Here is a 26,372-nt window from a genome sequence, read left to right as displayed (position 1 = left end):
AGCCTGCGGGCCGCACCTTCCGGACAGGCCGCACCTTCCGGACGAGCCGCATCTTGCAGCCAGGTCGCGGCTTTTGAGCAGGCCGCTCTCCCCACCTGCGTGGGCCGTGGTCAGCGCCGGTAGCCGGCCATCCGCTCCAGGCGGGCGACGCGTTCCGCGGTGGACGGGTGGGTGGAGAACATCCGGCCGATGCCGGCGCCCCGGAAGGGGTTGGCGATCATGAGGTGGGCGGAGGAGGCGAGCCGCCCGTTCTCCGGGAGCGGGAGCTGCCGCGCGCCCATCTCGATCTTCCGCAGGGCGGAGGCGAGGGCCAGCGGGTCACCGGTCAGCCTGGCGCCCGACTCGTCGGCCTGGAACTCCCGGGACCGGGAGATCGTCATCTGGATCATCCCCGCGGCGACCGGGCCCAGCACCACCAGCAGGAGGGCGCCCAGCAGACCGGGCCCCTCGTCGTCGTCGCCCCCTCCGAAGAACAGGCCGACGTAGCCGAGATAGGTGATCATGGTGGCGAGCGCGCCGGCCACCGAGGAGATCAGGATGTCCCGGTTGTAGACGTGGGACAGCTCATGCCCGATCACCCCGCGCAGCTCGCGCTCGTCGAGGACCTGGGTGAGGCCGTAGGTCACGCAGACCGCGGCGTTGCGCGGGTTGCGACCGGTCGCGAAGGCGTTGGGCTGCATGGTCGGAGAGACGTAGAGCCGGGGCATGGGCTGGCGGGCCCCGGTGGAGAGCTCTCGCACGATCCGGTAGAGGACCGGCTGCTCGACCTCGCCGACCGGCCTGGCGCGCATCGAGGACAGGGCGATCCGGTCGGAGAAGAAGTATGCGGCTCCGTTGGCCGAAAGAGCGACCAGAAGCGCGATCTGCACACCGATGCCACCCCCCAGCCACGCGCCCACCACGATGATCAACGCGGACAGGGCGCCCAGGAGGACTGCGGTCCGCAGACCGTTGCGGTGCACTATGCCCTCCTCTCGATCGGTGCCGTTCCACCTGTCCAACGTCTCCGACCTGGCCGCACGTTCCCCTGAACGATCACGACAGTCCATTGGTACGCCCATCGGAGCACCAGCCGTGCCCTTATGGCCCAGGGGACCCGTCCCGGAGCGGCGGCCCCCGCCGGATGGGACGGATCCGACCCCTGAGGTGTTCTCTGGATCCTCGACGCCGCGAAGATCCCGAGGGCGTCCCTAGCCGGGAGGAGGGAAGGCGGTGGGCACGAGGTCGAGTGCCAGTTGGGGGGCTACGGAGAACGCCACCGCGACGACGCCCGCCAGGGCGATCGCCACGCCCACGGGTAGCCATTCGCCGCGCACACGGCCTCTCCGGGAGGCGGCGTCCGGGCCCTCGTCGCCCGCACGGGCGGGCTCGTCCCCGCCGTCCGCGGAAGTCACACCGGTGCCCGCCCCGGGAACCACACCGGTGCCCGCCCCGGAAGTCACACCGGTGCCCGCCCCGGAAGTCACATCGGCGCCCGACGGCACCCCGGCGGGTGATGTCACCTGGACGGGCGACGTCACCTGGACGGGAGTGAAGATCCGCATGGTCCAGGCGACGTAGTAGTAGAGACCGATGACGGTGTTGACCGCCATCACGACGGCCAGCCATGCGCCGCCGCCGTCGACGATCTCTCTGAAGACCACGATCTTGGCGAACAGGCCCGCCAGCCCCGGCGGGAGTCCCGCCAGGCAGATCAGGAAGAACGCCAGCGCCAGCCCGGCGAGCGGGTTGCGGAACACCAGCCCCCGGTAGTCGTCGATCTCGGTGCCGCCGTTGCGCCGTGCGACCAGCATGACCACGGTGAACGCCCCGAGGTTCATCACGGCGTAGAAGATCAGGTAGGCGATCGACGCGCGCATCGCCTCACCGCTCAGAACGCCGAGCGGGGCCAGGATGTAACCGGACTGCGCGACCGACGACCAGGCGAGGAGGCGTACGGCATTGCGCTGCCGGAGCGCCAGGAGATTGCCCACCGTCATGGTCAGCGCGGCGATGATCGCGACGATCGGCGCCCAGACGGGTGCCTGGCTGCCCAGGGCGGCGACCAGGACCAGGATCAGCCCCGCGAACCCCGCCGCCTTGGAGATCACCGACAGCAGCGCGGCGACCGGGACCGGGGCCCCCTGGTAGACGTCGGCCGCCCAGGCGTGGAACGGCACGGCCGCGACCTTGAAGGCGAACCCGGCGAGGACCAGGACCACGGCCACGGTGACCACCGGTGGCAGGTCGTGGGTGATCTGGAGGGAGGAGGTGTAGGCCGAGGAGATCCCCTGGTCGCCCATCTGGGCGGTGACCTGTTCGGCACCGCGGGAGCCGACGCTCACCCGGCCTGCTGCGGTGTCGATCGCCGGGACGGCCTCGGCCAGGGTGTGGGCCAGCCGGTCGAGATAGACGGTCCCGGTCATGCCGTACAGCAGGGAGACGCCGAAGAGCATCACCGCCGTCGAGACCACCGAGACCAGGAAGAGCTTGACGGCGGCCTCGGAGGCGCGTCCGTCGTATCGCCTGAGCGCGGTGAGCGCGAAGACCGGCAGGGAGACCAGCTCCAGCGCGACCACCAGCATGACCAGGTCCCTGGCGGCCGGCAGGGCCACCGCGCCGGCGAGGGTGCACAGCAGCAGGAAGTACCACTCCCCCACGGGGATGTCCGTGTGGGAGAGCTCCGCCATCGACAACAGGACCACGACCACGCCGGCCAGGAGGGCGAGCCCCGCGAAGACCGTCGTGAAGTCGTCGACCACGAACGAGCACGAGGGACCGGCCACCGCACCGGCGGCGCCCGCCTCCGGCCCGCCGCCGGCGGGCAGCGCCCCGAGACCGGCCCTCGTGGGACCGGCGAGTCCTTCGGGGACGCAGAACGTCCGCAGCGCGGCCCCGTCACGCAGCGCCTGCGTCACGACGACCCCCAGCGCCACGAGCACGCCGGCCAGCGTGATCACGCCCAGCAGGGGACGCGCGTAGGCCCTGCGGGGCAGGAAGGCGTCCAGGATCAGGACGAGCCCGCCGGTCAGCGCGAGGATCAGCGGCGCCGCGACCGCGTAGTAGTCGATCGACTGGATCACGGTGCCCCCACGAAGGTCCGGACCACCGGATCGGTGATGAGGAGAAGCGCCTTCGGCCAGAGGCCGAACAACACGATCAGCACGACCAACGGCACCCAGGCGGCCAGCTCGTAGCCCGCGACGTCATGCAGTCCACCCGCCCCCACGGCACGGGCCCCACCGGGAAGCCCACCCCGGCCCTCGGCATGGGCCTCACCGGGGAAGTCATGCGCACCCTCGGCAGAGGCCTCGCCGGGGAGGTCACGCGCGCCCCCGGTGCGGGTCCCGCCGGGCAGCTTGCTTTCGGCTCGGATCACGCCGGAGTTTCCGCGCTCGCCCACGGCACGGGCTCCACCGGGAAGGCCGTGCCCGTCCTCCGGATGGGTGCCGCCTGGAAGATCGTCTCTGCCTTCGCCGGGAGTCTCGCCGGGGAGGCCGCTTGCGTCCTCGGGGTGGGTTCCGCGGGGCAGCCTGCTCTCGGCTCGGATCTCGCCGGAGTTTCCGCGCTCGGCCGCAACGCGGGTTTCGCCCCTGCCTTCGGTGAGGACGCCAACATCATCGGCTCTGGAGAGGGTGGGGCCGTCCTCCGCCGTCGTGAACACGTGGTCTCCTCCGGCTCCGGCGAGCACGGGGGCGACGACGGTCTCGACGGAGCGGCCGTGGGTGACGCGGGAGAGCATGGTCAGGAAGTAGGCGGCGGTCAGCACAGCGCCGAGGCCGCCGATGGCCATGAAGGTCAGGAAGAGTGGCCGGGACAGTCCGGGGGCCGGTTCGAAGGCGCCGAGGAGGGTGAGCATCTCCCCCCAGAAGCCCGCCAGGCCGGGCAGGCCCAGGGAGGCGATGCAGGCGAAGGTCAGCAGCGACCCCAGATGCGGCAGGCGGGACAACATCCCGCCGCCGAGGGCGGACATGTCGGCGGTGCCGTGACGCTCCTTGACCGCTCCCGCGAGGAAGAACAGCAGGCCGGTGATCAGGCCGTGCGCGACGTTGCCGAACAGGGCCGCGTTGACCCCGGTCGAGTTGAGCGTGGCGAAGCCGAGGAGCACGAAGCCCATGTGCCCGATCGAGGAGTAGGCGATCATCCGTTTGAGGTCGCGCTGGGCCAGGCAGGCGAGGGAGCCGTAGATGATTCCGATCACCGCGAAGGCCCCGAGCCACGGGGCGACGACGACGGCGCCGTCGGGCAGGACGGGGATCGCGATGCGGGCGAAGCCGTAGGTGCCCATCTTCAGCAGCACGCCCGCCAGGAGCACCGAACCGACGGTGGGCGCCTCGGTGTGAGCGTCGGGCAGCCAGGTGTGCAGCGGCCACATCGGGGTCTTGACCGCCAGGCCGATGCCGACGGCCACGAAGGCGATGAGCTGCACCGAGCGGGACATGCCGGTGCCGTGGGCCTGAGCGAGGGCGACCATGTCCAGGGTGCCGGTCTGCGCCCAGATGAGGAGCAGTCCGAGCAGCAGCACGACCGAACCGAGCAACGTGTAGAGGATGAATTTGATCGCCGCGGCCCGCCGGGCGCGACCGCCCCAGATGGCGATCACGAAGTACATCGGGATGAGGACGACCTCGAAGAACACGAAGAACAGCAGCAGGTCGAGGGCGAGGAACGTGCCGATCATGCCGATCTCGAGGACCAGCAGCGTGAAGACGAGGGCACGCGGCCGGTTACCGCCCGCCCGGGGCCTGAGCAGCTGTCCGGGGCGGTCGGCGCCGCCCCAGCACAGATAGACGAAGCACAGGAAGGTCAGCAGCGCGGTCAGCACGACCAGCGGCAGCGAGATCCCGTCGACGCCGAGGTGGAACCTGAGGTCGAGGCCGGAGATCCACGCCAGGTTGGTCTCGAACTGCACCCGGGCCGGGTCGCCGTAGTCGAAGGTGGCCGCGAGCACCAGGGCCAGGACGAACGTCACCCCCGAGACGGCCAGGCCGTGCACGCGGAGCAGCCGCCCCCTGGCCGGGCCGTCCATTCGCGACGGCACGAGCAGCGCGGCGGCACCGGCCATCGGCACCCCGAGCAGCATGATCGGCAACCAGCTCATGAAACGATCACCTCACCCGCCGCCGGCCACCCGGTCCTCGTCGCCTGCTCCCGGAGACTCACCGCACGTTCATGAGGACTCGCTCCGCACTTGCGGGGACCTGCCGCAGGCTCCTGAAGGATCACCTCATGCCCCTGAGGGTCCGCCGCACATTCCCGGGGGTTCATCGCGCGGCCCCGGGGGTTCATCGCGCGGCCCCGAGGACCCGCTGTGCATTTCCGGAAGCTCGGCACCCGGCCCCGGGAAACCACCGCCCGGCTTCGGCGACTCGTTGCACGGGTCCGGTGAGCCGTCGGCTTCCATCGCGGGAAGGGGATCATCCGAACATCACCGCCCCCACCGCGATGAGGAGAACGCCCGCGAGCAGGCCGGTCACGTAGAGCTGGGCGTTGCCGTTCTGGGCGAGGCGGACCAGGCCGGACAGGCTTTGGGCGGTACGGCCGGAGCCGCGCACGGCGCCGTCCACCACCCGATCGTCAGTGCGGACGACCAGTCGGGCGAGGGCGAGGACCGGACGGGCGAACAGCGTCCGGTAGACCGAGTCGACGTAGAAGGCGCGCTCGCAGGGGACGCGGAGGGGGCCGAGCATGCGGGCCGGGTCGGAGACGGGGTCGCTCCGCCACACGGCGTAGACCACTCCGGCTCCCAGGAGCGCCACCGCGACGCTCAGCGCGGCCGTGCCCCAGTGGACTCCGCCGACCCTGGCGAATCCGAGCAGCAGGGCGGGCACGGCGAGAACCATGACCGGCCAGCGCATGGCGGCCGGTGCCTCGCGGACGTCGATCACGTGGGCCGTGCCGGGAGCGGGCTCTGGGAGCGCGACGATCGGGCGGGCTCCGAAGAAGGTGCGCAGCCAGGCCCGGGTGGCGTAGGCGCCGGTGACGGCGATCGTGGTCAGGGCGCTGGCATACAGCAGCAGGGCGGCCGCGTCGGTGAGCGGTCCCTGCGAGAGAGCTCCCTCGACCGCGACGAGCACCTCGTCCTTGCTGAAGAAACCGCTGGTCGGTGGGATGCCCATCAGAGCCGCGAAGCCGATCGTCATCGTGACGAAGGTGACGGGCAGTTCCCGGCGGAGGCCGCCCATCGCGCTCATCAGGTTGGAGCCGATCGTGTGGATGACCACTCCGGCACACAGGAAGAGCAGGGCCTTGAACGCGCCGTGCGTGACCAGATGGAAGATCGCCGCCTCGTCGGAGCCCGCCGCCAGCGCCGCCGCCATGTAGGCGAGCTGGCTGATCGTGGAGTAGGCGAGGACGCGTTTGAGGTCGTCCTGGGCCAGGGCGGCCAGCGCGGCGCCGAGCATGCCGAACGCGGCCAGGACGGCGAGCACGTCCATGGTGGGGCCGGCGCCGAGGAAGACGGGGTAGAGGCGGGCCACGATGAAGATGCCGGCGGCGACCATGGTGGCGGCGTGGATGAGCGCGCTGATCGGGGTGGGGCCGGCCATCGCGTCCGGCAGCCAGGTGTGCAGGGGGACCTGGGCGCTCTTGCCCGCCACCCCGGCGAGCAGGAGCATCGTCGCCGCGATGACCGTCCCGGAGGACATCTCCGGGAGCCGGGCGAGGACATCGGAGATCTCGAAGCTGCCGGCCGCCGTGCCGAGGACGAAGATGCCGAACAGGAAGCCGACGTCACCGAGCCGGGTGACCAGGAAGGCCTTGACCGCGGCACGGGAGTTGTCGCGGTCCTCCCACCAGTGCCCGATCAGCAGGTAGGAGCACAGGCCCATGATCTCCCATCCCACGTAGAGGACGAGGAGGTCGGCCGCGTAGACGACCAGGAGCATGGCGCTGGTGAACAGGCTGATGAACGCGCTGTAGGAGGGGTAGCGGCGGTCATCGTGCAGGTAGCCGACGGAGTAGATCTGCACGGCCAGGGCGACGACCGTGACCAGGACGCCGATCGTCGCGGCGAGCCCGTCGACGAGGAGCCCGACGGAGATGGGGATCCCGCCCGTGTCGATGACCGTGAGCGTGCCCGTCACGCTGTCGTCCGGAGACCCGGCCGGTCCCGGCGGGTCTCCGCCGAACCCCGCCCGGCCGAAGGCCAGCCAGATCGCGAGGACCGTGGAGATCGCGGTGGGCACGATGGCGATCCAGGCGGCCCTGCGGTTCGCGGCGGTGTCGGCCTGCCCTCCCCTGGCGTGCCCGGGCCAACGGGAGCCGAGCAGGCCCGCGACGGAGGCGAGGAACGGCAGCAGGATGACGAGTGCGACGACAGTGATCACGGCGCCTCTTCCACTCGGACCGTGTGCTCCGGCTCATCCGGCGAGGCTCCGCCCCTGCCGGACCGTCCGCCCCCTCCTCCGGCTCGGTCACGTCCGCCGTTGTCGGCGTTGCCTGGACCGGAGCCTCGCTCTGCGCTCGCCCCGGTGACACCGGAACCGGGTTCCGCGCCGGACCGGGGGGCGGAGCCGGAGGATTCCGCGCCGGACCGGGAGGCGCCGGGGACCGGGACAGGCGTTTCCGCGCCGGTTTCCGGAGTCGTGCCGGGGTCGGTGGACGCGCCGGGGTCGGCGGGCACACCGGTTTCGGGGCCGGCGCCGGAGGGGGGTTCGGCCAGGGCGCGCAGACGGTCGAGGTCCACGGTCTGACGGTTGCGGTAGAGGGCGAGGACGATGGCCAGGCCGAGACCGACCTCGGCGGCGGCGATCACGATGACGAAGAGTGTGAGGACCTGGCCTCCGTGGAGCCGGTCGCGCAGCCACACGTCGAAGGCCACCAGGTTGAGGTTGACCGCGTTGAGCATGAGCTCCACGGACATCAGGACGAGGATGGTGTTGCGGCGGGCGAGCACGCCGTACACGCCTATGGAGAACAGCAGCGCGGAGACGATCGCCGGGTAGACGACGTGCACGTCAGCTCCTCCCCCGGATATCGGTGCGGGAGATGACGATGGCGCCGATCAGGGCGGCCAGCAGAAGGACCGAGAGCGCCTCGAAGGGGAGCACCCAGTTGCGGAAGATCGTGGCGCCGATCTCCTTGGCCGAGCCGGCACCGGGATCGAGCGGGGCGTAGGCGGTGCGGAAGCCGTCGATGACCACGGTGACCAGCACGGCCGCGGTCGCGATCGCCACCACCGCGGCGACGACCCGGTTGCCGCTGTCGAGGTCGGCCGCCCGGCCGATCGGGGCCCGGGTGAGCATGATGCCGAACAGGAGCAGGACGACGACGGCCCCGACGTAGATCAGCACCTGGACCCACGCGACGAACTCGGCGGTCAGCACCAGATAGCACCCGGCCAGGGCGCCGAGACAGACGACCAGCCACAGCGCGGCGTGGACCAGTTGCCGGGTGGTCACGACCAGCAGCGCCGACCCGACGGCCATCACGCCCAGGAGGAGGAAGACGATCTCCTGCCCGGTCGGCGACGCGTAGGACGGCACCACTTCTGTCACGATTCCTCCTCGGGCTCTCCGTCGGGGTCCGTGGCAGAAGTCTGCTCCGGTGTGCCGCCGGCCGGGGGCACGCCGCTCTCATCTGTGGATAACTTCTTGGGATCTGACCGACCTGTGGACAAGTCGTTCTTGTCCGAGGGTGACCCCGGCTTCGGAAGCGACCCCGGCGGCCTGATCGCCCGGACGCTGGCGTGACTGGCCGACGCCCGCCGTACCGGCCGCTCGGGACGGGATGCCGGGGTCCGGCCCGCGGGCGGGCGGGCGGATCCTTCTGCCGGGTCCGTCCCGGCGACGTCGGCGCCCCCGTGTCCGGGCCCGGCCTCTGACGCGGTCCCCGACGGGGTGGCACCGCCGCCGGGCTGCTCTTCCTCGCCTCCGGCTCGGGCCCGCTCGCTGGCGGAGGCTCGACTGGGAGCGGGGCCGGGCTCGGGCCGGGCCGGAGTGCCGGAGAGGCCGGCGCCAGAAGTCCGGCCGGAGGCCGGAGCGCCTGGGCCGGGCTCAGGTTGGGCGGACGCCTCAGGGGAGCCGGTGCCGGGGGCCTGGGCCGGTGGGGTGGCGCCGCCGCCGGGCTGCCCTTCCTCGCCTCCGGCTCGGGTCCCCTCGCTGGCGGAGGCTCGACCGGGAGCGGTGCCGGATTCCGGCTGGGCGGGAGCACCGGAGGGGCCGGCGCCAGAGGCTCGGCCGGGAGTGCGGGCGGAGCCCGCGGCGGGGCGGCCGGAACCGGGGGTGGGACGGGCGGGGTCGGCGGCAGGACCGGTGGGGCGGGTGGGGGTGGGGCGGGTGGCTGCGGTCAGTTCTTTGGGGGGGTCGGCGTTGGGTTCGTGGGCCGGGGGCGGGGGGACCGTCTGGACCCAGGCGGCCAGGCGGTCCTTCTCGTGGACGAGGTTGCGGATGTCGCCCTCTGCGTACTCGAACTCCGGGGACCAGAACAGGGCGTCGAAGGGGCAGACCTCGATGCAGATCCCGCAGTACATGCACAGGGAGAAGTCGATCGCGAAGCGGTCGAGCACGTTGCGGGCACGAGGGCGGCCGCCCTCGGGGGCGGGGAGGGTCTCCTTGTGGGAGTCGATGTAGATGCACCAGTCGGGGCACTCGCGGGCGCAGAGCATGCACACCGTGCAGTTCTCCTCGACCAGGGCGATCACCCCCCGGCTCCGGGCGGGCAGGTCAGGCCGCACCTCCGGGTACTGCTGGGTCACCGACCTGTTCAACATGTGGCGAAGGGTGACGGACAGTCCCTTCGCCAGCCCCACTCCTGGTATCCGCGCCACTTCAACATCATGACGTACGGCACGGCGCTCGGGAATGCGGCGGTCCGAAGGAACCGAAGGAACCTGAGGAAGAAGTCATCCCCGGGACCGCCAAGTTATCCACAACCGTTATCCACAGTCTGTGTGTTCGACTATCGTGCCTGCCCGCGTCTCAGTCGCGAAAATCAATCCGGAAGGGGACTGCGAGAGTTCGCGGATGTACGTATTGTTCGCGCCATGTCCCAGCAGCCCGGCCCCTCCTGGTACCCGCAGCAGCCGCAGCCCTCGTCGTCCAACGTGGGCTGGAGCGTGGTGTGGACCCTGGTCCCCCTGTTCACCTGCGGCCTGGGGACGCCGTTCATCATCGGGCACGCCGCGCGGCGGCTCCGCAGTGTGCCCCTCGTCTTCGCGACCGCCATGTACGCCCTGGGGCTGGGCGTGTTCGTCATCGGCGCGGGCACGTACGGGGACTCCGACCTGATCCCGGGATGGCTGAACGTCCTGGTCATACTCGGCTTCTTCGGCAACTGGATCGGCGGGCTCGGCCACGCTCTGATCCTGCGGGGCACGGTGTTCGCGACGCCGGCCGCATTCGGCTCGAAGCCCGTGTTCGGCCCGCAGCCCTACGCCCAGCCGTCCCCGCCCCAGTCCACCTATCCGCCGCCGGGACCGGTCTCCGGGCAGTACACCCCCATCCCGCACCCCAGCCAGCCTCCTTACCTGAAGAACACGCTGTACAGCGACCAGCCTCCCCTCACGCACATGCAGTTCGGGCAGTCCGACCGGCCCCAGGAGTGGATCGGGCCGTACCGGGTGATCGACACCATCGGCCGGGGCGGCCAGGGGACGGTCCACCTGGCCCTCACCCCGCAGGGACAGAAGGTGGCGATCAAGGTCCTGCACGAGCACTTCACCGGGAACCAGGCCGCCAGGGAGCGCTTCCTGCGCGAGGTGGAGGCGACCCGCAGGGTGGCGACGTTCTCCACCGCCCGGGTGCTGGATGTGAACATCAACGACGACCAGGCATACGTCGTCAGCGAGTACGTGGACGGCGTCTCGCTGGAGCAGCTCGTGCGCGACCGCGGACCCCGCGACGAGGACGGGCTGACCCGGCTGGCGCTGGCCACGGCGGGCGCCCTGGCCGCGATCCACCGGGCGGGGGTCGTGCACCGCGACTTCAAGCCGGCCAACGTGCTGATCGGCGCCGACGGCCCCCGGGTGATCGACTTCGGCATCGCCCGCGCCCTCGACCAGGTCACCGCGACCTCCAGCGTCATGGGGACCCCGGCCTACATGTCCCCCGAACAGCTCGGCGGAGGGCACATCGGCCCGGAGTCCGACGTGTTCAGCTGGGCGTCCACCATGATCTTCGCCGCCTCGGGCCGCGCCGCCTTCGGCTCGGACACCATCCCCGCCATCCTCAACCGGGTGCTCAACCACCAGCCCGACCTGTCGCCGCTGCCGTCGTCGCTGCGCCCGCTGGCCGCCGCCTGCCTGGAGAAGGACCCCGCCAAGCGGCCCACGGCGGCCGACATCATGCTGCGGATCGTGCAGTGACCGTGGAGAGGGTCACCCGGCCAGGACCTTGACGACCCCCGTGAGCGCGAGCTGGACCAGCGCAAGCGGGACCAGGCCGGCCCAGGCGAGCTTCTGCAGCTGGTCCTCGCGCAGGCGGGGATAGCTGACCCGGACCCAGATGACCACGAACACCAGGGCGAACACCTTGATGAGCATCCACACGGGTCCGGGCAGCAGGGGCCCGTGCCAGCCGCCGAGGAAGAGCACGCTGGTGAGCGCGGACAGCACGATGATCCCGGCGTACTCGGAAAGCATGAACAGGGCGAACCTGATCCCGGTGTACTCCGTCATCGGGCCCATGATGATCTCGGACTCGGCGATCGGCATGTCGAACGGCGGGCGGCGCAGCTCGGCCAGGCCCGCCATGAAGAACACCACGCCGCCGATCGCCTGCCAGGGCAGCCACCACCACTGCCAGGCCTCCACGATGCCCGGCAGGGAGAGCGTCCCGGCCGCCATCGCGACGCTGGAGGCCGCCAGCACCAGCGGCAGCTCGTAGGACATGAGCTGGGCGGCCGAGCGCATCCCGCCCATCAGGGAGTACTTGTTGCCGGAGGACCAGCCGGCCATGATCGAGCCGAGCACTCCGATGCCCATCACGGCGAGCACGAAGAACAGTCCGGCGTCCAGGTCGGCCCCGACCAGGCCGGGGCCGACCGGGATGACCACCATCACCACGAGGTACGGCACCAGCGCGACGGCGGGGGCGAGGCCGAAGACCCGGCGGTCGGCGGCGGCCGGGATCACGTCCTCCTTCTGCATGAACTTGACCCCGTCGGCGATGAGCTGGGCCCAGCCGTGGAAGCCCCCGGCGTACATCGGGCCGAGGCGGGCCTGCATGTGGGCCATCGCCTTGTGCTCCATCTGCCCGGCGACCAGCGGCAGCACCAGGAAGACCGCGAGGATCGCGAGCAGCCGGACGGCGGCGTCGAGCACCTCAGGCATCGCGCCTCCATCCACACGCCGTCACGACATGACCGGGCACGACATGACCGGGCACGACATAACCGGGCACGACACGGCCGGGCTCACTCATCGCGCCCCCAGTCGGCCGGCACCCCGGGCGGGAGCGTCTTGCGGCGGCTCGGCGCGCCCCCGCGGTCGGACTCGCCGGGCTCCTTGGCCCCCGGCCAGGCCTTGGCGACCCGGGCGGCCAGCACGAAGTCCTTGCGCAGCGGGAAACCCTCGAAGCCCTCGGGCAGCAGCAGCGGGACCAGGTTCGGATGGCCCTCGAAGACCACGCCGAACATCTCGAAGGTCTCGCGCTCGTGCCAGTTCGCCCCGCGGAACACGCCGGTCGCGGTGGGCAGGCGGGGATCCTCGCGCGGCACGCGGGTGCGCACCAGCAGCCGGGCCCGCGCCGCCGGATCGTAGAGGTGGGCCACGATCTGGAAGCCCTCCGGAGCGTCGTCGACGCCGGTCAGCCAGTCGAGGAAGGCGTAGCCCGCGTTTCTGGCGGTCTCCAGCGCCCCGACCCAGTCATCGGCCTCCACGTCCGCGGTGACGCCGCCGAACGTCTCCGACGTCCGGATGCGGGAGCCGTACCGCTCCGTGAGGGCCTCAGGGAGGGTCACGCGCCGGGCTCCTTCCCGGACGGGGCGTACCGCTCGCCCAGGGACTCGGCGGCGATCTTCTCCTGGATCTTCATGATCCCGTAGAGCAGCGCCTCGGGCCGGGGCGGGCAGCCGGGGACGTAGACGTCCACCGGGATGATCTGGTCGACGCCCTTGGTCACGCAGTAGGAGTCCCAGTACGGCCCGCCGGTGTTGGAGCAGGCGCCGAAGGAGATCACGTACTTCGGGTCGGGCATCTGCTCGTAGAGCCGCTTCACGGCCGGGGCCATCTTGTCGGTCACCGTACCCGAGACGATCATCAGATCGGCCTGCCGGGGGCCGTTCGCGAACGGGATCACTCCGAACCTGATGAAGTCGTGCTTGCTCGCCGAGGTCGCGATGAACTCGATCGCGCAGCAGGCCAGGCCGAAGTTGAACGCCCAGAGCGAGTAGCGCCGCCCCCAGTTGAGGATGAAGCGCATGGGTTTGGGCGCCAGTCGCGAGATGGGTCCCACGGTGGGCATCGGGAGATCCGCCATATCCCGCATTCTTCCTCTCGGGTCAGGTCCAGGCGAGTACGCGCTTGCGCCAGGCGTAGAGGATTCCCAGCGCGATGAACCCCAGGAAGACGAACATCTCGACCAGGGTGGTCATCCCGAACCCGGGGTCGGCGAAGATCGTCGCCCAGGGGAACAGGAAGACCGCGTCGACCGCGAACACGACATAGAGATAGGTGAAGACGTAGTAGCGCACCTGGGACTGGGCCCAGCCGTCGCCGACCGGGTCGACGCCGCACTCGTAGGTGGTCAGCTTCTCGGCGGTCGGCCGGCTCGGCCGGAGCATCCGGTTGGCGAACAGCGCGCCCCCGACCACGGCGAGTCCGACCGCGAAGAGCGCGGCCACCACGGCGTACGAACCGAAATACTCGTCCACGGACCGATCGTAACCGCCGGCGCCCTTCCGACCCAGGGTCAGGGCGCGCGGCGTGGGGCCGGGCGATCCCGCGAGGCGAACATTCAGGGCAGGCGGCGCGGGGCCGCTCGGCCCCGCAGGGCCGGGGCGACCGGCCGGCCCCTCAGCAGCCCGTCCACGCCCTTCCTCTCCAGCGCCTTGCGGTAGACCAGCATCGCCTCGCGCGCCGCCCCGACGGTGAACTCGACCTCCTGCGGGGTGTGCGCGGCGGAGACGACGAAGGACTGGCCGAGCACCCCGCGCCGCAGGAGCTCCTGCAGGAACAGCGTCCGGTAGGCCTGGCAGGGCCTTCCCTCGGCGTCCTTGGTGGTGAACAGCAGGCAGGACGGCCTGCCGACGGCCGCCACGTGCCCGTCCACCCCCACCTCCCTGGCCGCGCCGTTGACCCCCTCGGCCAGCTCGCGCCCGCGCCGCTCCATCTCGCCGACCGGATCGGTCTCCGCGTAGGCGCGGATGACCGCGCGCAGCGCCGTCAGGGACACCGTCTCCGGCCCGTTCGTGGTGGACATCAGGAACACCCGGGGCGCGTCCGTCCGCAGGCCGCCCAGTTCCATGAGCTCCCTGCGCCCGGCCAGCGCGGATATCGGGAACCCGTTGCCGATCGCCTTGCCCCAGCACGACAGGTCGGGCCGCACCCCGTAGACCGCCTGCCCCCCACCCGCGGCCCAGCGGAACCCGGTGATCATCTCGTCGAAGACGAGCACCGTGCCGTGCCGGTCGCACAGCTCGCGCACCCCCTGCAGGAACCCCGGATCCGGTTCGGCGAGCGCGGTCGCCTGCTCCATGACCACGCAGGCGATCCGCCCCTCGTGGGCGTCGAACAGCCCGCGCAGGGAGTCCAGGTCGTTGAACCGGAAGCGCAGGGTCTGCTCCCGCACGGCGGCGGGGATCCCCGCGTTCATCTCCAGCGTGCCCACGAACCAGTCGTCGGCCGAGAAGAAAGGCTGATCGCAGACGGCGACCAGATCCCGGCCCGTCGCCGCGCGGGACAGCCTGACGGCGGCCGAGGTGGCGTCGGAGCCGTTTTTGCCGAACTTCACCATGTCCGCCGCGGGCACCAGGGCCAGGAATTCCTCGGCCGCGGCCAGTTCCAGCTCGGTGGGCCGGGTGAAACTCATCCCGTCGTCGAGGACCGCGCGGACGGCGTCCAGGATCGGCCGGTAGGCGTGCCCGAGGGTGACGGCGCGCAGGCCCATGCCGTACTCGATGAAACAGTTCCCGTCGGCGTCCCACACCCTGGCCCCCCGGCCGCGGACCAGCACCGGGGCCATGCCCTCGGGATACTGGTCGGAGCCCCGCGCGTAGGTGTGCGCCCCACCCGGGACGAGTTCGTGAAGGCGCCGTTGCAGCTGTTCGGACCGTGTGAATCCGGTCAGCGATCCCGGAACGTCCATCCACAAAGAATATGGATCTTCCTCTCCCGGGGATACGGCTCAACCTGACAAATTCATCGGCCTTCCGATAACGCTCCACACAGGATCATTCACTCTTCGAAATCGATAAACCTCAATTCATCAAAGCCTCTTCCCGGGAAAAGTCAAGGGAGAGTAAATCGGGTTACTCTCCGTCTAACGTGACATCCATGCTCAATCTCAGATTCGCCGGAGGAATTGCCCTCCTCACTGCGACAGTGATCAGCTGTGGTGCGGCGACAACCTCCCTGGCAGCGGAGGAACGCGTTCCCGCGGAGCCCACTCTGGTCGACTACGCGGACCCCTCCGGGATCCCGGGATTGAGTACTCGGATCATTACGGAGAGTGACGAAACCGGCCGCCGCGTGCACGCCTCCTATCCCGTGGTCGAGGACGCCCCCGAACTCGGCGACAGGCTCCGCGAGGTGGTGACCGGGCGGCTCGAACTCTTCGAGCGGAACGCCGTCGCACCCTCCTCCGCCGTGGTCCCGGAGTTCAACGCCGACTGGCAGCTGAGCGCCGCCTCCGGCCAGGTCGTCGGCGTACGGCTGAGCATCGGGGAGCTCTCGCAGGCCGGCTGGGTCAACTCCAGGACCACGGTCTGGTACGACCGGGCCGAGGGGCGGGCCGTGGACTCCACCGGTCTGCTCAAGGACGGCGACGCGCTGGCCTCCCTGGCCGCGCTGACCCGGCAGAGCCTGACCGGCAAGAGCGGTGTGGACGCCGGCGCCGTCACGGCGGACGAGCGCTTCTTCGACTCCCTCGCCTTCAACTCCCGGGGCGAGCTGGTCGTGGAGTTCGACGACTACCAGGTCGCCGCCGGGGCGCTGGGCCGCGTGGCGGTCGCCGTACCGGCGCGGAAGGTGACGGACCTGCTGTCGCCCACCGGGCTCCGGGCCCAGCGGGCGGCCACCGCGGTCAAGACCGTGCCGCCCCTGCCGACGTCCGAGGCGGTCCTCAAGGCGGCGGCCTCGGGCAGGCCCCCGGCCGTGAGCGTCGAGGCCGGCACCGTGGACTGCGCGACGGCCAAGTGCGTGGCGCTCACCTACGAGGACGGACCGGCGCCCGGGACCGGCGCGCTGCTGGACGTGCTGGCCGAGCACGACGCCAGGGCCACCTTCTTCACCGTCGGCATGAGCGCGGTCGCCCAGCCCGGCCTGCTGCGGCGCATGAGCGCGGAGGGGCACCTGGTGGCCGGCCACACCTGGTCCCACCGGAGCCTCACCTCGCTGTCCACCAGCAAGATCGCGCACCAGTTCACCCGGGGACGCGACGCGGTCGGCCAGGCGATCGGGCAGGACCCCGCCCTGGTGCGCCCGCCGTACGGCGCGACCGACTCCGAGGTCGTCGAGACCGCGCGCGGGCTCGGCCTGTCGCTGGTCGGCTGGGACGTCGACGCCGGCGACCTGGGCGCCGGGGACGCCGAGGAGGTCGCCCGCCGGGTCGTGTCCCAGGCGCGGCCGGGAGCGATCATCCGCATGCACGACACGAGCCCCGCGGGCGTCGAGGCGACCCCCGCGATCCTGCGCGCCCTGGCGGAGCAGGACTACGTCTTCGTCACGGTGCCCGAGCTGTACGGCCCGGCCGGGACGCGCCCGGGACACGTCTACGCCTCCACCCCCGCCCCCGCCCGGTAGGGAGGCAGTCATAGCCGGTGACTATGACCCCATAGCAATCGGAAATGAGATTCACCGGCTATCGGGACATATAGTTGGGCAACGTGACTCCAACTGTCCTCTTCGGCCGTCTGCACGTGGATCTGTGCCGGCTCGCCGCCGGACTGTGTCGGGCCAACCGTCCGCGATCGTGACCCCCCGTGGACGCCTCCCCGGCGCCACGATCACGACGCCCGCGCCCCACGACCCACCGCTGCGGCCAGTTGAGGATATGCGACTTACGTCACACTCCTCCGCCGAGTGGAACGCGAACACCAACGCGTGACCCCGAGGGATCTAGCATGGAAATGAAGAACGTGCCACCGATAACGGCGCCCTGGCGCGTCGAGGAGGACTGAGCTGTGACCAAGCAGGTTCAGCAACTCGACCGCGTGATCATTCGTTTCGCCGGCGACTCCGGTGACGGCATGCAGCTGACGGGTGATCGCTTCACGGCGGGAACGGCGGAGTTCGGCAACGACCTGTCCACGCTCCCCAACTTCCCGGCCGAGATCCGCGCCCCCGCAGGCACCCTGCCGGGCGTGTCGAGTTTCCAGCTGCACTTCGCCGACCACGACATCCTCACCCCCGGCGACGCCCCCAACGTCCTGGTCGCGATGAACCCCGCCGCGCTGAAGGCCAACCTGGGCGACCTGCCGCGCGGGGCCGACATCATCGCCAACACCGACGAGTTCACCAAGCGCAACCTGCAGAAGGTGGGCTACGAGGCCAACCCGCTGGAGGACGACTCCCTGGCGGAGTGGCGGGTCCACCCGGTGCCGCTGACCTCGCTGACGGTCAAGGCCCTGGAGGGCTTCGACCTGTCCAAGAAGGACGCCGAGCGCTCCAAGAACATGTTCGCCCTCGGGCTGCTGAGCTGGCTCTACCACCGGCCCACCGAGGCGACGATCTCCTTCCTGGAGACCAAGTTCGCCAAGAAGCCCGACATCGCCAAGGCGAACATCGCGGCCTTCACCGCGGGCTGGAACTACGGCGAGACCACCGAGTCCTTCTCGGTCTCCTACGAGATCAAGCCGGCCCCGCTGCCCGCGGGCGTCTACCGCAACATCTCCGGCAACCAGGCCCTCGCCTACGGCCTGATCGCCGCCTCCGTGCAGTCGAAGCTGCCGCTGTTCCTCGGGTCCTACCCGATCACCCCGGCCAGCGACATCCTGCACGAGCTGTCCAAGCACAAGCGCTTCGGCATCCGCACCTTCCAGGCCGAGGACGAGATCGCCGGCGTCGGCGCGGCGCTCGGCGCCTCCTTCGGCGGGGCGCTGGGCGTCACCACGACCTCCGGCCCCGGCGTGGCGCTGAAGGCCGAGACGATCGGCCTGGCCGTCACCACCGAGCTGCCGCTGATCGTGGTGGACGTGCAGCGCGCGGGTCCCTCGACGGGCATGCCGACCAAGACCGAGCAGACCGACCTGCTGATGGCGATGTACGGCCGCAACGGCGAGTCGCCGCTGCCCATCGTCGCCGCGATGTCGCCCAGCGACTGCTTCGACGCGGCCGTCGAGGCCGCCCGCCTGGCGGTGAAGTACCGCACGCCGGTCATGCTCCTGTCGGACGGCTATCTCGCCAACGGCTCCGAGCCGTGGCGGGTGCCCAGCGCCGCCGAGCTGCCGGACATCTCCACCGCGTTCGCCACCGAGCCGAACGACGGCGAGAAGTTCCTGCCGTTCAAGCGCGACCCCGAGACCCTGGCCCGCCCGTGGGCGATCCCGGGCACCGCGGGGCTGGAGCACCGCATCGGCGGCATCGAGAAGGCCGACGGCACCGGCAACATCTCCTACGACCCCGACAACCACGACCGCATGGTCCGGCTCCGCCAGGCCAAGATCGACGGGATCGCCAAGGACATCCCGGCACTGGAGGTCGACGACCCCGACGGCGGCGCCCGGGTGCTCGTGCTGGGCTGGGGTTCGACCTACGGCCCGATCGCGGCGGCCGTACGGCGCATCCGCAAGGCCGGCGGGAAGGTCGCCCAGGCGCACCTGCGGCACCTCAACCCGCTGCCCGCCAACACCGGCGAGGTGCTGAAGTCCTACGACAAGGTGCTGCTCCCGGAGATCAACCTCGGCCAGCTCGCGCTGCTGCTGCGCGCCCGCTTCCTGGTCGACATCATCAGCTACAACCGCGTGCGCGGGCTTCCCTTCAAGGCCGAGGAGCTGGCCGGCGTGATCCAGGACGTGATCGACAGTGAGTGAGCTCTTGAACGGCCGGGGCCTGTCCCTGGTCCCCAAGTCCGACGCCAAGCAGGGCATGAAGGACTACAAGTCCGACCAGGAGGTGCGCTGGTGCCCGGGCTGCGGTGACTACGCGATCCTGGCCGCCGTGCAGTCCTTCGTGCCGGAGCTCGGCCTCAAGCGCGAGAACATGGTGTTCGTCTCGGGCATCGGCTGCTCCTCCCGGTTCCCGTACTACATGAACACCTACGGGTTCCACTCGATCCACGGCCGCGCCCCGGCGATCGCCACCGGCCTGGCCGCCTCGCGCCCCGACCTGAGCGTGTGGGTGATCACCGGTGACGGCGACTCGCTGTCCATCGGCGGCAACCACCTGATCCACGCGCTGCGCCGCAACGTCAACCTGAACATCCTGCTGTTCAACAACAGGATCTACGGTCTGACCAAGGGCCAGTACTCCCCCACCTCCGAGGTCGGCAAGATCACGAAGTCCACCCCGATGGGCTCGCTGGACAAGCCGTTCAACCCGATCTCGCTGGCGATCGGCGCCGAGGCCTCCTTCGTGGCCCGGACCATCGACTCCGACCGCAAGCACCTGCAGTCGGTGCTGCGCGAGGCCGCCGAGCACAACGGCACCTCGTTGGTGGAGATCTACCAGAACTGCAACATCTTCAACGACGGCGCCTTCGACCAGCTCAAGGACCCCGAGCAGCGCGACGACATCACGCTGCGCCTGGAGCACGGCCAGCCGATCGTCTCGGCCTCCAAGGCGGTACGGCGGGCGGCCGACGGCGGCATCGAGGTCGTCGACCGGGCGTCGGTGGCCGAGGAGGAGATCCTCGTCCACGACGCGCACCGCGCCGACCCGTCGCTGGCCTTCGCGCTGTCCCGGCTGGACGAGCCCGCCTTCGAGCACGTCCCGATCGGGATCTTCCGCAGCGTCGACCGCCCGTCCTACGACGAGCAGATGGCGGCGCAGCTGGAGGAGGCCGTCGCCCAGCGCGGTCCCGGTGATCTGGACAATCTGCTCCTCGCCGGAGACACTTGGCGAATCGGCTGAGTCCGGGACTCCGCACTTCGTCTCCGCAGCAGCCGGCAGCAGTCGACCTGATGCGGAGACATCGCCATGTCCCCCCGCGCACTGCTCCACTGCCTCGCCCTGATGACCCTGGCCGTCACGGCGGCCATGGGGCTGCCGTCGGCGCTGCTCCCCCCTCCCGTCCCCGCCGTCTCCGCGGCCGGGTACGCCGGAGGCGAGCAGGCTCCCGCCGAACCGGGTGACACGGCCGTCTGCAACGGCCACCAGCGCCGGAGCGCCAATCTGGCGCGCCGCGCCACGCCCTCCCGGGGCCCGGCGCGGCTCCAGGCGAGACCGTCCCGGACGTTCCGGGGAGTGCGGCCCCGCCGCGACCCCCTCCCGCGGCGGGGCGGCCGCGCCCGCCGGGTGCCGGCAGGGCGGTCTGCGGCGTCCCGCCGCGCCCGCCGACGAAGTCGCTCCGAGGACGACCACCATCTCTTCCGCCCCCTGCGGGGCCCTCCCCCGCGATTTCCTTCTCCGCGCGTCTCCCCGTTACGAGTGGAAGGAAATCCCTATGGTCCCCATGGAAGGCAAGACACCGGACGGCCCGGCCTCCGGTGAACGACCTCCGTCGCGATGGAGGGGAAGCCGGGCCCTGGTGACGGGCGCCACCGGATTCATCGGATCCCACCTGGTCAGACGGCTGGCCGGGATGGGCGCCGAGGTGCACGCGGTCAGCCGTCATCCCAGGGACGCCGAGTACGGCGAGGTCTGGCACACCGCCGACCTGCGCGACCCGCGGACGACCGCCGAGCTCTTCGACTCCGCCCGTCCCGACGTGGTGGTCCACCTGGCCAGCGAGGTGAACGGCGCCCGGAACGTCGAGACCGTCCGGCTCACGATGGAGAACAACCTGGTGAGCACGGTCAACCTGCTGAGCGCCGCCAGCGGGAGGCCGGACGTCAGGATGCTGCTCACCGGATCGTCGGAGGAGCCCCGGCCGGGGAACGACCACACGCCGCCGCCCTCGCCGTACGCCATGGCGAAGTGGGCGGCGAGCGGATACGCCGAACTCTTCCACCGCCTGTGGAACGTGCCATACACCATACTGCGTCCCACGATGGTGTACGGCCCCGACCAGCGAGACACCACCAAGCTGGTGCCGTACGTGACGCTTTCGCTGCTGCGCGGTGAGGAGCCGGCGCTCACCAGCGGCGCCAAGCTCGCCGACTGGGTCTACGTCGAGGACGTGGTCAACGCCTTCGTCGCGGCCTACGAGACCGATCAGGCCGTCGGGCGGTGCTTCGACGTCGGCACCGGCGTCGGCACCTCCGTCAGGAAAACCGTCGAGCTCCTGTTCAGCATCATCGGCGGGCCGGGACGTCCCCGGTTCGGCACCGTCTCCGACCGTCCCATGGACGTCCGGCAGACCGCGGACCTCGGCCCCGCCGCCGAGGTCCTCGGCTGGCGGCCGGAGGTCGGCCTGGAGGAGGGGCTGAAGCGGACCGTCGCCTGGTACGCCGACCGCTGAGGCCGCCGTCCGGCACGCCGGCCGCTGAGGCCGCCGTCCGGCACGCCGGCCGCTGAGGCCGTCGCCCGGTACACCGGCCGCTAACGCTCCTCCGGGACCAGCGACACCTCGGGTCCGGGCGTCCCCGTATCGGGCGCCCGGGCCCCCGCCCCGGCGGGCCGCGTCCTCGCGAGCCGGGACCGCAGAGCCGCCCACCTGGCCGCGAACGCCTCGCGCAGGCTCGCCCAGCTGCGGTGACGCAGGAAGGGCTCCTCGAACAGGCGCGAGAACAGCCAGGATCCGAAGATCACGGCGGGCATGCCCAGGGCGAGCATGACCAGGAAGCGGGGCACCGGCTCCAGCCGCATCGGCACCACCGCGAAGTACCACAGGGTCAGCAGGATCGGCGAGTGCACCAGGTAGATGCTGTAGGAGAAGCGGCCGGTCCAGCGCAGGAACCGGGTCTCGAACAACGACCGCAGGCGGCTGGAGCGGGCGTGCACCAGCCCGGCCAGCAGCAGCGCCGTGCACACCCCGGCCGCCAGGTCCACCCAGAAGAAGTTCGCCACCATGGCCGGGGAGCCGGCGATCCAGGCCCAGGCGACCAGGACCACGGTTCCCGCCGCCGCCCCGGCCAGCGCCCACCGCCGGGGCCGGGGCGGGCCGGACAGCACGTCGGCCGCGACCATGCCGAACACGAACAGCGCCAGGAACTGCGGGGTCAGGCCCTGGATCGGGGACAGCACGTCGAAGGCCAGCGACAGGTACTGGCTGACGATCACGACGGCGAGGACAGAGAAGATCAGCGTCCGCGCCGAGAACCGGCGATGCCACCACAGCAGCAGGGGGAACAGGAAGTAGATCTGCCACTCGATGGCGATCGACCAGAAGGCCCCGTTGGGCGACGGGCTGCCGATGACGTCCTGCAGCAGCAGCCCGTGCACGACGACGGACTTGACGGTGACGGGCTGGTAGCCGACCACCGTCCCGTCCGGGCCCAGCAGCTCGTGCTGCCTGACCGCGATCAGGATGATCGAGACGGCCAGGGCCGCCCAGTAGGCGGGCAGGATGCGCCAGGCCCGGCGCCGGAAGAACCTCCGGTTCCCGCCGCGCAGCCTGCCCTCGTTCCTGACCGGCTCGATCGCCAGGGAGAAGCCCGACAGCACGATGAAGACCGCCACGGCGATGTGGCCGTACAGCAGCCAGCCGGTCCACCACGGGCCGGCGTTGGCCGGGAAGTCGTCCCAGACGCCGAGCCAGATGTGGTGGAGCGCGACGAACATCGCGGCGACCGCCCGGATGCCGTCGAGGTAGGTCAGTCTCAGCCGGGGCTCCCCCACCACCGGCTGCCTAGTCCTTGCGCCGGGAGGCCAGGTCCACCAGGGCGGGCGGCGTCCAGCGCTTGGCGACCTGCCGGAGGTTGCTCTTCCAGGACTCCCCGGGCCGCTGCTTGAAGACGGTGGTGTGGTCGTCGGTGATCTCCTCGGCCGGGCGGCCGTTGGAGTAGTAGTACAGCGCCATGGAACGGCGGGCGCGGTCCTCGGGGCAGGTCAGCGGGTCGGGGTGGCCGTGGTTGGCGTCGTCGGTGGTGGCGAACAGCACGAACCTGTTGAAGACCGGCAGGATGGCGTGCTCGCACTCGCTCATGTCCCTGTTCCACAGCTGCAGGTGGCCGCCGTAGCTCTCCTCCCAGTCCTTGTTGAGGTAGAGCAGCCCGTTGAGGCGGCGGTCGAGGTTGAGCCGGCGGTGCCGGTTGAAGTCCACGTGCACCTTCAGGAAGCCGCCCGGGCGGATCTGGTGCAGCCCGCCGCCCTCGTAGTGCGGGTCGGAGACGAGCTGCTCGATGCCGGTCAAACGTTCCAAGAAGTCGATGAAGACCTGCCCGTTGAACTCGGCCAGCAGGTGCCGGGTGGCCGGGCCCATCCGCTCGGTGTCGGACAGCGCCAGCTTCACCTCCTTGGCGCTGTCGAACTGCTGCCACTCGACGTCCCGGGGCTCGGGGAACTCCGCGAGCACCGGGTCGAGAACGCCCGGGGGCAGGAAGTCGTCGATGACGACGTGCCGGAACGGCGAGGCCTGCTGGAACTGCGGACGCAGACTGTCCGCGAGGGGGAGCAGGTCTTCTCGGCGGAAAGTGAATTCCTTGACGTCCTGCACGGCGATTCTCCATCCGTCCTGTCCGGGTTTCTCCGTTTTCTCATCGTCGTATCGAAACTCTTTCGTTACACCCCTATTCGGGTGAATACTCCGCGTCATGGCGATATCCCAACCCGCACGGATCGCGGTCGTGATCGTGACGTACAACAGCGCCAAAGTGCTCCCCGGTTGCCTGGCCTCTCTCGCCGAAGGAGCGCGCGGAACGCATTTGGCAGAGGTAGTGGTGGCGGACAACGCCTCGCGGGACGACTCGGCCGCCATCGCCGAGCGGGCCGAGCTGCCGATCAGGGTCGTGCGGACCGGCAGGAACGGCGGCTACGCCGCCGCGATCAACGCGGGGACCCGGACGCTGGACCTGGAGGCGCTCGACGCGGTGCTGATCCTCAACCCCGACTGCCGGCTGCGGCCGGGCATGCTCGCCCCGCTCTCCGACGCCCTCAGGGAGCCGGGGCGCGGCATCGCGGCGCCCCGCATCGTCGATCCCGGCGGCCACGTGCACCCGTCCCTGCGCCGGGCGCCGAGCGTGCGCGGGGCGGTCGCCGAGGCGCTGATCGGCGGGCGGCTGGCCGGGCGGATCGGCACGCTGGGAGAGGTGATCACCGATCCGCTGCGGTACGAGCGTCCCGGCCCGGCGGACTGGTCGACCGGCGCGGCCATGCTCGTCTCCGCGGCGGCGCTGCGCGAGGTCGGCCCGTGGGACGAGTCGTTCCTGCTCTACAGCGAGGAGACCGAGTTCGCGCTGCGCGCCGCCGACCGGGGCTGGACGCTGTGGTACGAGCCGGCGGCGGTGGTCGAGCACATCGGCGGGGACGCGAAGGTCAACCCCATGCTCGCCTCGCTGCTCGCGGTGAACAAGGTCCTGCTGTTCCGCCGCCGCCGGGGCCCGGTGGCGGCCTTCGCCTATCACGCCGCGGTGACGCTGGGCGAGACGCTGCGCGCGCTCGCCGGGCGCCGTACGTCGCGGGCCGCGGCGATCGCGCTGATGAGGCCGTCGCGCCGGATGCGGAGCCTGCCGGGCTGACCGTCCCACCGCGTATTGAATCGGTCATCCATCTAGCCGAATCTCACATTCTCGGCGATCCGAATATCGCATTCCCGATGGACGGGATATCACATTCTATTCGAAATAGAAAGGCCGGATTTTGCGGGCGTAACACTCAACTCGGATGTAACACTCAACTGGCACATACCGACATACAAGCGGTGTGAAGCGGGCCACGACATATCGCTCCACGGCTCCGCGCGATCAACGGGTGGGTGACGCGGCGAAGGGCAGTGCACATGAAGATAAGTGTCTTCGGGCTGGGCTATGTCGGATGCGTCTCCGCCGCCTGCCTGGCCGTACGGGGACATGAGGTCGTCGGCGTCGACGTCAACCCGACGAAGGTCGACCTGATCAACTCCGGCCGGGCCCCGGTCGTCGAGGAACGGATCGGCGGGCTCACCGCGGAGGTGGTGCGCTCGGGCGCGTTGCGCGCCACATGCGACGCCGCGGAGGCCGTCGCCGGGACGGACGTCTCACTGGTCTGCGTCGGGACCCCCTCGGCCCCGAACGGCAGCCTGTCCACGGTCTATCTGGAACGGGTCGCCGAGGAGATCGGCAGGGCCGTCGCCGGGCGTCCCGGCCGCCGGCACACGATCGTCTTCCGCAGCACGATGCTGCCGGGAACCTGCGCCGACCTGCTCATCCCGATTTTGGAGCGCTCCTCCGGGCTGACCGCCGGGACCGGCTTCGGCGTGGCCGTCAACCCGGAGTTCCTGCGCGAGGGCACGAGCGTGCGGGACTTCTTCGAACCACCCAAGACGGTCATCGGCGCCTCCGACCCGGCCAGCGAGGACGTGGTGGCCGCGCTCTACGAGGGGCTGCCCGGCGAGGTCTTCCGGGTGCCGATCACGGTGGCCGAGATGACCAAGTACGCCGACAACTCCTTCCACGGGCTGAAGATCGCCTTCGCCAACGAGCTGGGCGCGATCTGCCAGGCCCTCGGGCTCGACTCGCACCGCGTGATGGACGTCTTCCTGGCCGACCGCAAGCTGAACGTCAGCCCGGCCTACCTGCGCCCAGGCTTCGCGTTCGGCGGCTCGTGCCTGCCCAAGGACCTGCGGGGCCTGGTCTACGCGGCCCGGCGCGCCGACGTCTCGGTGCCGCTGCTGGCGCACATCCTGCCCTCCAACGACGACCACCTGCAGCGGGCCTTCGACCTGGTCACCGCCAGCGGGCTGCGCAAGATCGGGCTGTTCGGGCTGTCCTTCAAGCCGGGCACCGACGACCTGCGCGAGAGCCCGCTGGTCGAGCTGGCCGAACGCCTCATCGGCAAGGGCTACAACCTGCGCATCTACGACGCGAACGTCTCGATGTCCCGCCTGATGGGGGCCAACCGGGAGTACATCGCCGACCGGCTGCCCCACCTCGGCGACCTGCTGACCGACTCCGCCGAGGAGGTCCTCGCGCACGCCGAGGTGTGCGTCGTCGGCAGCAGGGAGCCCGCGGTCCAGGCGGCGCTCGCCGCCAGCGGGGACCGCCCCGTCGTCGACCTCGTCCGTCTCCCCGACGCCGAAGAGCGCCGGGCGCACCCCGGGTATGTGGGCCTTGGCTGGTAA

General features: G+C 70.8%; 22 protein-coding genes and 1 pseudogene. 9 read left to right on the top strand and 14 right to left on the bottom strand.

From position 1 onward, the window contains the following. Window positions 1-110: 110 nt before the first annotated feature. The 7 genes and pseudogenes from htpX to Psi01_RS43200 form a co-directional block, all read right to left on the bottom strand. Window positions 111-962 carry a zinc metalloprotease HtpX gene (gene htpX, locus Psi01_RS08370; RefSeq protein WP_204063357.1) on the bottom strand — a complete coding sequence of 284 codons (852 nt, stop codon included), beginning with the start codon at window positions 960-962 and terminating at the stop codon, window positions 111-113. Window positions 963-1,190: 228 nt separating this feature from the next. After that, window positions 1,191-3,062 carry an NADH-quinone oxidoreductase subunit N gene (locus tag Psi01_RS08365; RefSeq protein WP_204063356.1) on the bottom strand — a complete coding sequence of 624 codons (1,872 nt, stop codon included), beginning with the start codon at window positions 3,060-3,062 and terminating at the stop codon, window positions 1,191-1,193. Then, window positions 3,059-5,080: an NADH-quinone oxidoreductase subunit M gene (locus Psi01_RS08360; protein WP_239127320.1), complete on the bottom strand. Its 2,022-nt coding sequence runs from the start codon at window positions 5,078-5,080 to the stop codon at window positions 3,059-3,061. The genes Psi01_RS08365 and Psi01_RS08360 overlap by 4 nt, the downstream gene beginning before the upstream one ends. A 316-nt stretch (window positions 5,081-5,396) precedes the next feature. Then, complete coding sequence (locus Psi01_RS08355) at window positions 5,397-7,307, bottom strand: NADH-quinone oxidoreductase subunit 5 family protein (protein WP_204063355.1); 1,911 nt, start codon at window positions 7,305-7,307, stop codon at window positions 5,397-5,399. A gap of 326 nt (window positions 7,308-7,633) precedes the next feature. Continuing rightward, window positions 7,634-7,936 (bottom strand): annotated as a pseudogene (gene nuoK, locus Psi01_RS08350) (NADH-quinone oxidoreductase subunit NuoK); the annotation flags it as partial. 1 nt (window position 7,937) lies between these two features. Then, entirely contained in the window at window positions 7,938-8,477 is a 540-nt protein-coding gene (locus Psi01_RS08345; RefSeq protein WP_204063354.1) for an NADH-quinone oxidoreductase subunit J family protein, read from the bottom strand. Further along, a complete protein-coding gene (locus Psi01_RS43200) occupies window positions 8,474-9,586 on the bottom strand; it encodes a 4Fe-4S binding protein (RefSeq protein WP_239127328.1) in 1,113 nt (370 codons plus the stop codon). Before Psi01_RS43200 ends, Psi01_RS08345 begins: the two co-directional genes overlap by 4 nt. On the opposite strand from Psi01_RS43200, the gene Psi01_RS43195 reads away from it, so the two are divergent. Both Psi01_RS43195 and Psi01_RS08335 read left to right on the top strand, forming a co-directional pair. Next, complete coding sequence (locus Psi01_RS43195) at window positions 9,552-9,761, top strand: hypothetical protein (RefSeq protein ID WP_239127330.1); 210 nt, start codon at window positions 9,552-9,554, stop codon at window positions 9,759-9,761. The two genes, Psi01_RS43200 and Psi01_RS43195, sit on opposite strands and share 35 nt — an antisense overlap. 203 nt (window positions 9,762-9,964) lie before the next feature. Next, entirely contained in the window at window positions 9,965-11,284 is a 1,320-nt protein-coding gene (locus tag Psi01_RS08335) for a serine/threonine-protein kinase (RefSeq protein WP_204063353.1), read from the top strand. Window positions 11,285-11,296: 12 nt separating this feature from the next. On the opposite strand, the gene nuoH is transcribed toward Psi01_RS08335, so the two are convergent. The 5 genes from nuoH to Psi01_RS08310 all read right to left on the bottom strand — a co-directional run bounded on the left by nuoH (window position 11,297) and on the right by Psi01_RS08310 (window position 15,224). After that, window positions 11,297-12,250 carry an NADH-quinone oxidoreductase subunit NuoH gene (gene nuoH, locus Psi01_RS08330; RefSeq protein WP_204063352.1) on the bottom strand — a complete coding sequence of 318 codons (954 nt, stop codon included), beginning with the start codon at window positions 12,248-12,250 and terminating at the stop codon, window positions 11,297-11,299. A gap of 83 nt (window positions 12,251-12,333) precedes the next feature. Continuing rightward, window positions 12,334-12,879 carry an NADH-quinone oxidoreductase subunit C gene (locus Psi01_RS08325; protein ID WP_204063351.1) on the bottom strand — a complete coding sequence of 182 codons (546 nt, stop codon included), beginning with the start codon at window positions 12,877-12,879 and terminating at the stop codon, window positions 12,334-12,336. Then, complete coding sequence (locus Psi01_RS08320) at window positions 12,876-13,397, bottom strand: NADH-quinone oxidoreductase subunit B (RefSeq protein WP_204063350.1); 522 nt, start codon at window positions 13,395-13,397, stop codon at window positions 12,876-12,878. The genes Psi01_RS08325 and Psi01_RS08320 overlap by 4 nt, the downstream gene beginning before the upstream one ends. Before the next feature lie 22 nt (window positions 13,398-13,419). Then, window positions 13,420-13,791 carry an NADH-quinone oxidoreductase subunit A gene (locus tag Psi01_RS08315; RefSeq protein WP_204063349.1) on the bottom strand — a complete coding sequence of 124 codons (372 nt, stop codon included), beginning with the start codon at window positions 13,789-13,791 and terminating at the stop codon, window positions 13,420-13,422. An 83-nt stretch (window positions 13,792-13,874) separates the two neighbouring features. Further along, window positions 13,875-15,224, bottom strand: a complete 1,350-nt coding sequence (locus tag Psi01_RS08310; RefSeq protein ID WP_204063348.1) for a glutamate-1-semialdehyde 2,1-aminomutase — start codon at window positions 15,222-15,224, stop codon at window positions 13,875-13,877. Between the two features lie 383 nt (window positions 15,225-15,607). On the opposite strand from Psi01_RS08310, the gene Psi01_RS08305 reads away from it, so the two are divergent. The 5 genes from Psi01_RS08305 to Psi01_RS08290 all read left to right on the top strand — a co-directional run bounded on the left by Psi01_RS08305 (window position 15,608) and on the right by Psi01_RS08290 (window position 21,635). Continuing rightward, the gene (locus Psi01_RS08305; RefSeq protein ID WP_204063347.1) at window positions 15,608-16,879 is read left to right on the top strand and encodes a polysaccharide deacetylase family protein; all 1,272 of its coding nucleotides are present in this window, start codon (window positions 15,608-15,610) and stop codon (window positions 16,877-16,879) included. Window positions 16,880-16,962: 83 nt separating this feature from the next. Further along, window positions 16,963-17,052, top strand: a complete 90-nt coding sequence (locus Psi01_RS44525) for a putative leader peptide (RefSeq protein ID WP_373872406.1) — start codon at window positions 16,963-16,965, stop codon at window positions 17,050-17,052. A 207-nt stretch (window positions 17,053-17,259) separates the two neighbouring features. Beyond that, window positions 17,260-19,107 carry a 2-oxoacid:acceptor oxidoreductase subunit alpha gene (locus Psi01_RS08300; RefSeq protein ID WP_204063346.1) on the top strand — a complete coding sequence of 616 codons (1,848 nt, stop codon included), beginning with the start codon at window positions 17,260-17,262 and terminating at the stop codon, window positions 19,105-19,107. Beyond that, window positions 19,100-20,146: a 2-oxoacid:ferredoxin oxidoreductase subunit beta gene (locus Psi01_RS08295; protein WP_204063345.1), complete on the top strand. Its 1,047-nt coding sequence runs from the start codon at window positions 19,100-19,102 to the stop codon at window positions 20,144-20,146. Before Psi01_RS08300 ends, Psi01_RS08295 begins: the two co-directional genes overlap by 8 nt. 616 nt (window positions 20,147-20,762) lie before the next feature. Next, window positions 20,763-21,635 carry an NAD-dependent epimerase/dehydratase family protein gene (locus Psi01_RS08290; protein WP_204063344.1) on the top strand — a complete coding sequence of 291 codons (873 nt, stop codon included), beginning with the start codon at window positions 20,763-20,765 and terminating at the stop codon, window positions 21,633-21,635. A gap of 80 nt (window positions 21,636-21,715) precedes the next feature. On the opposite strand, the gene Psi01_RS08285 is transcribed toward Psi01_RS08290, so the two are convergent. Then, the gene (locus tag Psi01_RS08285) at window positions 21,716-22,957 is read right to left on the bottom strand and encodes an acyltransferase family protein (protein ID WP_204063343.1); all 1,242 of its coding nucleotides are present in this window, start codon (window positions 22,955-22,957) and stop codon (window positions 21,716-21,718) included. Between the two features lie 7 nt (window positions 22,958-22,964). Beyond that, complete coding sequence (locus Psi01_RS08280) at window positions 22,965-23,771, bottom strand: 2OG-Fe(II) oxygenase (protein WP_204063342.1); 807 nt, start codon at window positions 23,769-23,771, stop codon at window positions 22,965-22,967. Between the two features lie 97 nt (window positions 23,772-23,868). Here Psi01_RS08280 and Psi01_RS08275 point away from each other — a divergent pair, with 97 nt between their 5' ends. Continuing rightward, the gene (locus Psi01_RS08275) at window positions 23,869-24,792 is read left to right on the top strand and encodes a glycosyltransferase family 2 protein (RefSeq protein ID WP_204063341.1); all 924 of its coding nucleotides are present in this window, start codon (window positions 23,869-23,871) and stop codon (window positions 24,790-24,792) included. A gap of 260 nt (window positions 24,793-25,052) precedes the next feature. After that, window positions 25,053-26,372, top strand: a complete 1,320-nt coding sequence (locus Psi01_RS08270) for a nucleotide sugar dehydrogenase (protein WP_204063340.1) — start codon at window positions 25,053-25,055, stop codon at window positions 26,370-26,372.

Origin of the sequence: Paraplanobispora siamensis, from assembly GCF_016863175.1 — a bacterium.
Taxonomy (GTDB): Bacteria; Actinomycetota; Actinomycetes; order Streptosporangiales; family Streptosporangiaceae; genus Planobispora; species Planobispora siamensis.
The sequence above is the reverse complement of the archived record's forward strand: the minus strand, read 5'-3'. Positions and strand labels throughout refer to the sequence as shown.